Consider the following 8,263-nt stretch of genomic DNA (forward strand, 5'->3'; position numbering starts at 1 on the left):
TAAGGGAGTTTAAGATGAGAAAAATTGCAATTATCGGTGGTGGACAAGCAGGCTTATTATTGGCGTTCTCGCTACTCGAAAACAAATATGATGTCACTTTATATGTAGATCGCCCTGCGGATGAATTGTTACACGGCCGTATGGTGAGTACCACAATGTTCTTTGCCAATACATTAGAGTTCGAACGTAAACTTGGTTTGAATTTTTGGGATGGTAAAGCGCATCGCGGTCAAGCGCTGCATGTCGATTTTCGCGCACCAAACGGCGAGATCATGTTACCTGTGACAGGTTATTTACATAAAAATGACGGTATTGCCATGGATCAGCGAACCAAATATCACCGTTGGTTAGAGGAATATCCACGCCGTGGTGGCAAGCTCATTATTCAAAATGTCAGTCCAGAAGATTTGCAAGTGATCACTGCAGAAAATGACCTGACGATTTTGGCTGCAGGTAAGGGCAATATCACCAGTTTGTTCAAGCGCAACGAATCGCGCTCAGTACATCACACCCCTCCGCGCAAATTGGCTGCAGCACTTGTCGTCGGTGACGATCTTTGTGGTCCAAATAGCTGGAACGGTCAACCATCTCAGACCTTGCATTTTAACTTTGTGGCAGGTGCAGGCGAATACTTCAGCATGCCGTTCTACAGTCATACACATGGGCCATGCCGTAGCTTCTTATTTGAGTGTGTACCGAATGGTCCAATGGATATCTTTGATGATGTGACATCTGGTGAAGAAATGGTGCAACGCATGAAAGAAGCAGTTGCCAAAGTTACCCCTGACCAAAGTTTCCGTATGCCTGACAATATGGAATTAAGTGATCCAAATGCATGGCTCAAGGGTGCTTTTCGTCCAGAAGTCCGTGACCCTGTTGCGACCTTAGACAATGGCGCGAAAATCTGGGGCATCGGGGATACAGTGATTGTCAATGATCCAATTGCTGGTCAAGGTGCGAACAATGCAACCCGAATGGTTGAACATTATCTTGAGGCAATTTTAGCGCGTGGCGATCAAGCGTTTAGCGCAGATTGGATGTCTGAAGTCTTTGAACAATTCTGGGAAAAGTCAGGTCGATATACCACAGAATTCACTAACTTGTTGTTAACCCCCCCAAGTGAAAGCTTATTACAAGTGTTAGGCGCAGCATCGCAAAACCAAGCGATTGCGGATGATTTTATGGGGCATTTCAATAATCCATGTGGTTTCTGGCCAGCGGTAGATGGAGAAGCTGGGGCACAAGAATACTTGTCAAGAAAGGAGTTTCAACATGCAGCTGCCTGAACACTTTTGGCAGGATGTTGATCTGGCGGAAGCAAAATCGCTCCGTCAGGCATTTGGTGGCTTTGCGACAGGAGTGGCGATTGTCACTTGCTTAGACCAAGATCAACAACCTGTAGGATTGACGATTAACTCTTTTAGTTCAGTGTCTTTAGATCCGGCATTGGTGTTATGGAGTTTAGTCAATCATTCTCCCAGCCGATCTGTTTTTGAAAGCGCTGAGTACTTCGCCATTAATATTTTAGGTGCACAGCAGCAGGAAGTAGGCTTGAACTTCGCTAAGCCGATTGCGGATAAGTTTCAATATGGGACTTGGAATATACAAGATTCCAAAGCGCCTATTTTAGATGGGTGTGTGGTGCAGTTTATCTGCAAACGTGAACAACAAATTGAAGCAGGTGATCATCAAATTTTCTTAGGAAAAATTGAGCAATGTCGTCACAGTAACCAACGTCCACTGTTGTTTTGCAAGGGTCAATTTAATGAATGGCCTGAGTACAAGGAGGTTTCATGACAGACTTAAATGGAAAAGTCGTCTTGGTGACTGGTGGTGCGACACATATTGGTCAAGCCGTAGTCCAAGAGTTGAAAAGCTTAGGTGCGCAGGTCATTGTTGCTGATATTAATCAAACTCAGGGACAGCAAGTAGCAGATGTAACCCAAGCGCAATATGAGTTTTTAGATCTTAGCAATGATGACAGTATTCGTACATTAAGTGCCAAATTAACACAGTTGGATATTTTGGTGAATTTGGCGTGTTTGTATGAAGATCACGGATCTGAATCTACACGTCAAGATTGGCAAAATACCTTTAATGTCACAGTATTTGGTCACGCAGCATTAGTGCAGGCATGTCGACCACTTTTGAAAAAAAGTACCGATGGTGCAGTAATTAATATCAGCAGCGTGAGTGCACGTATTGCACAAAAAGAACGCTGGGTCTATCCAGCGTCTAAGGCAACTTTGGAACAACTCACACAAAGCATGGCGCTCGATCTAGCGCAAGACGGCATTCGTGTACATGCACTCTCACTAGGTTGGACGTGGTCCGTACCCATGCAAATGATTTCTGGCGGAGACCGTGCCAAAACTGATCGAGTGGCAGGACGTTTCCATGTGTTAGGACGTATTGCAGATGCAGAGGAAGTCGCACAAGCATTAAGTTTATTGTGTAGCCCGAAAGCAAAATTACTCACAGGCAGTGTGATTCATGCCGATGGTGGTTATCACATTCTAGGTCCTGAAGCGACAGATTCACCGATAGAGGAGTTAACTCAATGAACATTAAAATGACCAATGTTGCTGAGAAATTTTTGTGCTTAACCTCTGATGTGGAACAGGGTGAGGGACTACAAGTCATCATTGACGGTTATCCGCCATTGGCAGTATTTCATTTAGAAGATGGCGAGTTCTATGTCACCGATGATACCTGTACACATGGTGATGCATCATTGGCAGATGGTGAAATTGATGGCTGTGAAGTGGAGTGCCCATTTCATGCAGGTGTATTCGATATCAAAACCGGTGAACCTTGTGGGGCGCCATGTACGATTCCACTGAAAACCTATCAATCCATCGTGCGTGAAGACAACGTCTATTTGGTGGAGTGATGCCGATGTATAAAATTCAAATCGAAGGTCAGGGTACATTCAACTGCGCAGCGGATGATGTATTGCTCCGTGGTGGCTTACGTGAAGGACTAGGCATTCCTTACGAATGTAATGCGGGTGGTTGCGGGACGTGTAAAATCGAAGTCCTGTCAGGTGAAGTGGAAAACCTATGGGCGGATGCTCCTGGACTCAGTGATCGTGATAAGCGTAAAGGTCGGTTACTGGCGTGTCAATGTCGTCCTAAATCGGATTGCGTGATTAAGCTCCGTTTAGATGAAAAATGCGTACCCAAAGTGATTCCAAAATTACAAAAAGTGAAGCTTAAACATGTCCAATTAGTGACTCACGATATTTTGGAAGTGCATTTGCAATCCGATGAGCCTGCACAATTTATTCCAGGACAGTATGCCTTAGTTTGGGTGAATCAAGAGTTACTTCGTGCTTATTCGATGTCCAATTTGCCGAATGACGATGGTTTATGGGTCTTCCAAATCCGCCGTGTTCCTGATGGTAAGATGACCAATGTACTGTTTGATGAACAGTTGCGCGAACAAGCAGAAATACAAATTGATGGTCCGTACGGTTTAGCGCATTTACAAGAACAACCTCGTCCGATTGTCTGTGTGGCTGGTGGGTCTGGACTTGCTCCTATGTTGGCAATTGCTCGTGGCGTTGCAGTTAACCCACATTTACAACATCATAAAGTCTGGTTTTTCCATGGTGGACGTGAGCAACGTGATTTGTTTACTGAAAATCAATTACGCGATTGGACTGAATTGGGGGAGCGGCTGAACTATGTGCCAGCAACTTCATCAGAGTTGATCGAAGGTGTTCGTTCGGGGTTTATTCATGACGTGATTCATGACGTATTGGGTGAACAGTTGATTGCGCATGAAATTTACTGTGCAGGTCCGCCACCGCTGGTGAAATCTATTGAACAAATGGCCCATCAAGCCGGTATTCCACAACAACAAATTCATTTTGATCGATTCTTTTAATGAAATGAACCCCCCATTCTTCTGCTAGTTTATCTCGCTCAGGCGATGGTTAACCCATCGCCGGTATTGAGCGATCACGACACATCAAGACCATATTGATGATCTGAGCAATCGATTCAGTTCCTAATTTTTGACGAATATGCGTGCGGTGAATTTCTACCGTTTTATGGCTGATATTCAACATTTGTGCGATATGTTTACTCGACAGTCCATCGACCAATAAATTAATAATCTCACTTTCTCTTGGTGATAAAGATTTTAATTTAAGCATCTGCTCTTGACGTTTCTCTTCTTCAATAAAGTCTTGTTCGGCAAGTTGCAGACAGGCTTGGATTTGATTGAGCATGTGCTGTGGATTAAACGGTTTTTCTAAAAAATCAAATGCCCCAGCTTTCATCGCGTTGACCGACATGGGAATGTCGCCGTGACCGGTCATGAAAATGATTGGCATACGGATTTTTTGTTGATTGAGTTGTTGTTGTAATTGCAAGCCACTCATCCCTCGCATACGAATGTCAAGGATTAAACATGCAGGTGTTTGCGGGCGCTGAAAGTTAAGAAATTCAGTCGCACTGTTAAATATTTTGGTTTCGAGTTGCACTGAATCGAGTAACCATGTCAGTGAATTACAAATATCTTGATCATCATCAATGACATATACAATAGGCTCAGGAACATGAGAATTGGTTAAATACATTTTGCACGCTCCTGTGCCGCCAAAGAAATATTAAAAATGGCACCTGACTGACCTTCACAGACCCATAGGTAACCATGATGGTTTTCAATGATGCTCCGAGATAGGGTTAAGCCAATACCCATGCTATTTTTTTTGCTTGAATAAAAAGATTCAAAAATTTGTTCTGGATTTAGCCCTTCGAGTCCAGGGCCGTTATCTGCAATCGCAATCCGAACATGTTGGTTATGTTGCCAAGTGCGGATATAGATGTCTCTTTTACCCTCAGGATTATTTTGTAAAGCATCCACTGCATTAAAGACCAGATTGATAATAACCTGACTAAAGAGCGTTTCATCCGCAGAAATAAAGATCGGCGAGACACTGAGTTCATAATGAATCGTGCATCCACCTTGATCTGCTTTAAGCTTAATTAAAGGGTGTAGCTCTTGAATCAGATGATTCACAGCGTGAATTTGAAAATTCGCTTCACCCTTGCGTAAAAAGCTTCGCATACTTTGAATAATACGATTGACGCGTTGGATTTGATTTAAGCCTGAGTTTAAGGCAACTAAAGTTTCTGGTGTACTGGCTTGACCTTGTTGAATGCGAATAATACTGCCACCGATATAATTGTTTAATGCGGCTAAAGGCTGATTAAGCTCGTGTGCGAGTGCTGTGGCAAGCTCGCCCATGGTTTTACAACGTGATAAATGTCCAAGTTGTTTTTCTCGCGCACGGGCTTTTTCCTCAGCTTTCACTCGTTCTGTAATATCGCGATAATTAATTAAAATTCCCTGGATATTGGGATGTTGAAGTAGATTTCGATAAGTCGCTTCATGATGGCACCAGCGTCCATTATGGTGCAGAATCTTGTAATTCAGACGATTTTCGTCACCACAGGTTGGCGGTTGAAACAGCATTTTACGAACATGGCCACGATCATCAGGATGAATAATGCTTAAGATATTTTTATTGAGTACAAAGCGCTCTCGATATCCTAAAATACTTTTTAAGGATGGGCTGGCATAGAGCAATTTGCCTTGAATATCAACAATGGCGATCCCATCACCTGAGTGCTCAAGTAATAATTTAAAGTATTGGTCTTGGGATTGCAGCGCATATTGGTATTGCTTGATCTCACTAATATTACGTACTAAGGCAAGTAATTTAAGCTCATTAGAAATTTCAACCACTTTTAAGCAGACTTCAACAGGAATGTTGCGCTTAGTTTTAGATGAAATTAACCATTCAAAGGTGATCGCTTGATTAAGGGCGGCTTGTTTGACTTTAGTCAACGCTTGTTGAAAATTAAAACCATGTTCGAACACACTAATTTGTTCAACATTCATGGATTGTAATTCAGCCTTGGTATAACCGGTCAGTTGCTGTGCGGCCTGATTTACATCAATAAAGTCAATACAATTGATATCGTGAATAAAAATAGCATCACCAGCTTGATCAAAGATGGTTTTGTAATAGTTTAAACTACTCATGTTTTTCCTTACTCTTGATGGCATCCGGCTATCTGGTAGAGGGTGTTCTTCTTCAGTGATGAACATTTTTTATGTTGTACTATATTGGCGCAAAGTCATACAAACTGCAATTCATACCGATTAGAGTTTGTATACTTTAAGCATATAAAGCTACATCGTCAGTCATACTGAAGAAATCATGAAAGTTCAAGCAAAATATATACCGCTTTTAGAACATAAAAAAATCATGCTCTTTTGAGCATGATCTATGTAGAAAAAATATGCTGAGATCGAGGACACTCACTCAGCACAAAAGATTTATGACTGGATAAAAGCTGTAATAGCTTGGTTAAAGGCTTCAGGCTGTTCGATATTTGAAATATGCGATGCATTAATTTCAAATAGTTGGCTACCTGTAATGCGTTGTTGCATAAATTCACCATCTGCAACAGTGGTTACAGGGTCTTGAATACCTGCAACCACCAACAGGGGAATGCTAATCTCTTTAAGCTGCTCACGTACATCCGCCTTCGCCAAAGCTTCACAGCAACTTGCATAACCTTCGGGGCTGCCAGCTCCTAAGTCGTTTGAAAGTTTTGCAATGATATCTGGGTTGCTTTGAACAAAGGCTTCAGTAAACCAGCGGCCTGCAGCAGTCGATGCGATCGGTGCTAAACCTTGTTCACGTACAAGTGCTGCACGATCAGACCAAGCCTGTTCTTGACCAATTTTGGCAGCCGTGTTGCATACCACAACATGGCTAAAACGGTTTGCATGATGAATGGCTAACCACTGACCAGTTAAACCACCCATTGAAATCCCACAGAAAGCGGCTTTTTCAATATTTAGGTGATCGAGTAAATTCACAACGTCTTGACCGAGTTGATCAAGGGTGTAAGGGCCTTTTGGCGCTGATGATGCACCATGACCACGCGTGTCATAACAAATCACAAAATGATCTTGGCTAAAGCACTCAATTTGTGCTTGCCACATGCTGAAATTGGTACCGAGTGAATTCGAAAATACGATTGCAGGTTTCAAGGCATCACCAAAAGTTTGGTAATTAATTTCAGCGTCTTGAGATGTAAAAATAGGCATAGAATCCCTCCCGACCTCCCTTTATACAAGGGAGGGGGGTTTTAATAGTTAAACACGTTCGATAATTAAAGCGATGCCTTGACCAACACCAATACACATTGAGCAAAGTGCATATTTGCCACCAATTTGTTCAAGTTGATTGATTGCTGTGGTCACTAAACGCGCACCCGATGCACCGAGTGGATGACCCAGTGCAATTGCACCACCATTTGGATTGACACGGGCTTCATCATCAGCCAAGCCTAAATCACGCGTTACAGACAATGCTTGTGCTGAAAAGGCTTCATTGAGCTCAATCACATCCATCTGTTCTAAAGTGAGACCCGTTTGTGCCAGTAACTTTTTAATGGCAGGTGCAGGACCAAAGCCCATAATGCGCGGCTCAACACCGACAACCGTTGCACCAATCACTTTGGCACGCGGTTTTAAACCATACGTTGCAACTGCATCGTCAGAGGCAATCAAAATTGCTGCTGCACCATCGTTAATACCTGAGGCATTACCTGCTGTTACTGTACCATCTGCTTTTACCACAGGTTTTAGCTTGGTTAAACCTTCTAAAGTGGTCGATGCACGTGGATGCTCGTCCGTATCAATCACAACTGCATCGCCCTTACGCTGTGGGATCACCACAGGCACGATTTCATTATTAAAGAAACCTTTGGCTTGTGCCGCTGCGGTACGTTGTTGGCTGTTGAAGGCAAATTTATCTTGATCTTCACGGCTGATGTTGAATTGTTCCGCTAAGTTTTCCGCAGTTTGCGGCATGGTTTCAACGCCATACATCTCTTTGAGTTTTGGGTTGATAAAACGCCAACCCATGGTGGTGTCTTCAAGTTTTTGACTACGACCATAAGCACTTTCTGGTTTACCCATTACCAGTGGTGCGCGTGACATAGATTCCACACCACCTGCAACAATCAGGTCTGCTTCACCCGCTTTAATGGCGCGGGCTGCCATCGCCACGGCATCAAGTGATGAACCACATAAACGGTTTACTGTTGTTGCTGGTACTTGATACGGTACACCAGCAAGCAGTGCAGACATACGACCGACGTTACGGTTGTCTTCACCCGCTTGGTTGGCACAGCCGTAAATAATATCGTCAACTTTTTCCCAATTGATG

Annotated in this window: 9 protein-coding genes; 5 read left to right on the plus strand and 4 right to left on the minus strand. The window is 43.2% G+C overall.

Annotated features, from left to right (window positions below):
- Window positions 1–14 precede the first annotated feature (14 nt).
- From AC5YCD_RS14125 to AC5YCD_RS14145, 5 genes are read left to right on the plus strand one after another with little or no spacing between them, the layout of a single operon-like run.
- Window positions 15–1,286, plus strand: coding sequence for a styrene monooxygenase/indole monooxygenase family protein (locus tag AC5YCD_RS14125; protein ID WP_496130640.1), 1,272 nt, complete (start codon window positions 15–17; stop codon window positions 1,284–1,286).
- On the plus strand, window positions 1,273–1,797 hold the full coding sequence (locus AC5YCD_RS14130) for a flavin reductase family protein (protein ID WP_496130641.1): 525 nt from the start codon (window positions 1,273–1,275) through the stop codon (window positions 1,795–1,797). The genes AC5YCD_RS14125 and AC5YCD_RS14130 overlap by 14 nt, the downstream gene beginning before the upstream one ends.
- Window positions 1,794–2,564, plus strand: a complete 771-nt coding sequence (locus AC5YCD_RS14135; RefSeq protein ID WP_496130642.1) for an SDR family oxidoreductase — start codon at window positions 1,794–1,796, stop codon at window positions 2,562–2,564. Before AC5YCD_RS14130 ends, AC5YCD_RS14135 begins: the two co-directional genes overlap by 4 nt.
- Window positions 2,561–2,893, plus strand: a complete 333-nt coding sequence (locus AC5YCD_RS14140; protein ID WP_496130643.1) for a non-heme iron oxygenase ferredoxin subunit — start codon at window positions 2,561–2,563, stop codon at window positions 2,891–2,893. Before AC5YCD_RS14135 ends, AC5YCD_RS14140 begins: the two co-directional genes overlap by 4 nt.
- Before the next feature lie 5 nt (window positions 2,894–2,898).
- A complete protein-coding gene (locus AC5YCD_RS14145) occupies window positions 2,899–3,891 on the plus strand; it encodes a 2Fe-2S iron-sulfur cluster-binding protein (protein WP_496130644.1) in 993 nt (330 codons plus the stop codon).
- Window positions 3,892–3,940: 49 nt separating this feature from the next.
- Here AC5YCD_RS14145 and AC5YCD_RS14150 read toward each other — a convergent pair whose 3' ends face one another.
- The 4 genes from AC5YCD_RS14150 to pcaF all read right to left on the minus strand — a co-directional run.
- Window positions 3,941–4,588, minus strand: coding sequence for a response regulator transcription factor (locus AC5YCD_RS14150; RefSeq protein WP_496130645.1), 648 nt, complete (start codon window positions 4,586–4,588; stop codon window positions 3,941–3,943).
- Window positions 4,579–6,060 carry a PAS domain S-box protein gene (locus AC5YCD_RS14155; RefSeq protein WP_496130646.1) on the minus strand — a complete coding sequence of 494 codons (1,482 nt, stop codon included), beginning with the start codon at window positions 6,058–6,060 and terminating at the stop codon, window positions 4,579–4,581. The genes AC5YCD_RS14150 and AC5YCD_RS14155 overlap by 10 nt, the downstream gene beginning before the upstream one ends.
- Before the next feature lie 297 nt (window positions 6,061–6,357).
- Window positions 6,358–7,137 carry a 3-oxoadipate enol-lactonase gene (pcaD, locus tag AC5YCD_RS14160; RefSeq protein ID WP_496130647.1) on the minus strand — a complete coding sequence of 260 codons (780 nt, stop codon included), beginning with the start codon at window positions 7,135–7,137 and terminating at the stop codon, window positions 6,358–6,360.
- 48 nt (window positions 7,138–7,185) lie between these two features.
- On the minus strand, window positions 7,186–8,263 hold a 1,078-nt coding region (pcaF, locus tag AC5YCD_RS14165), incomplete at its 5' end, for a 3-oxoadipyl-CoA thiolase (protein ID WP_496130648.1).

It is taken from the genome of Acinetobacter sp. CY05 (assembly GCF_059515805.1).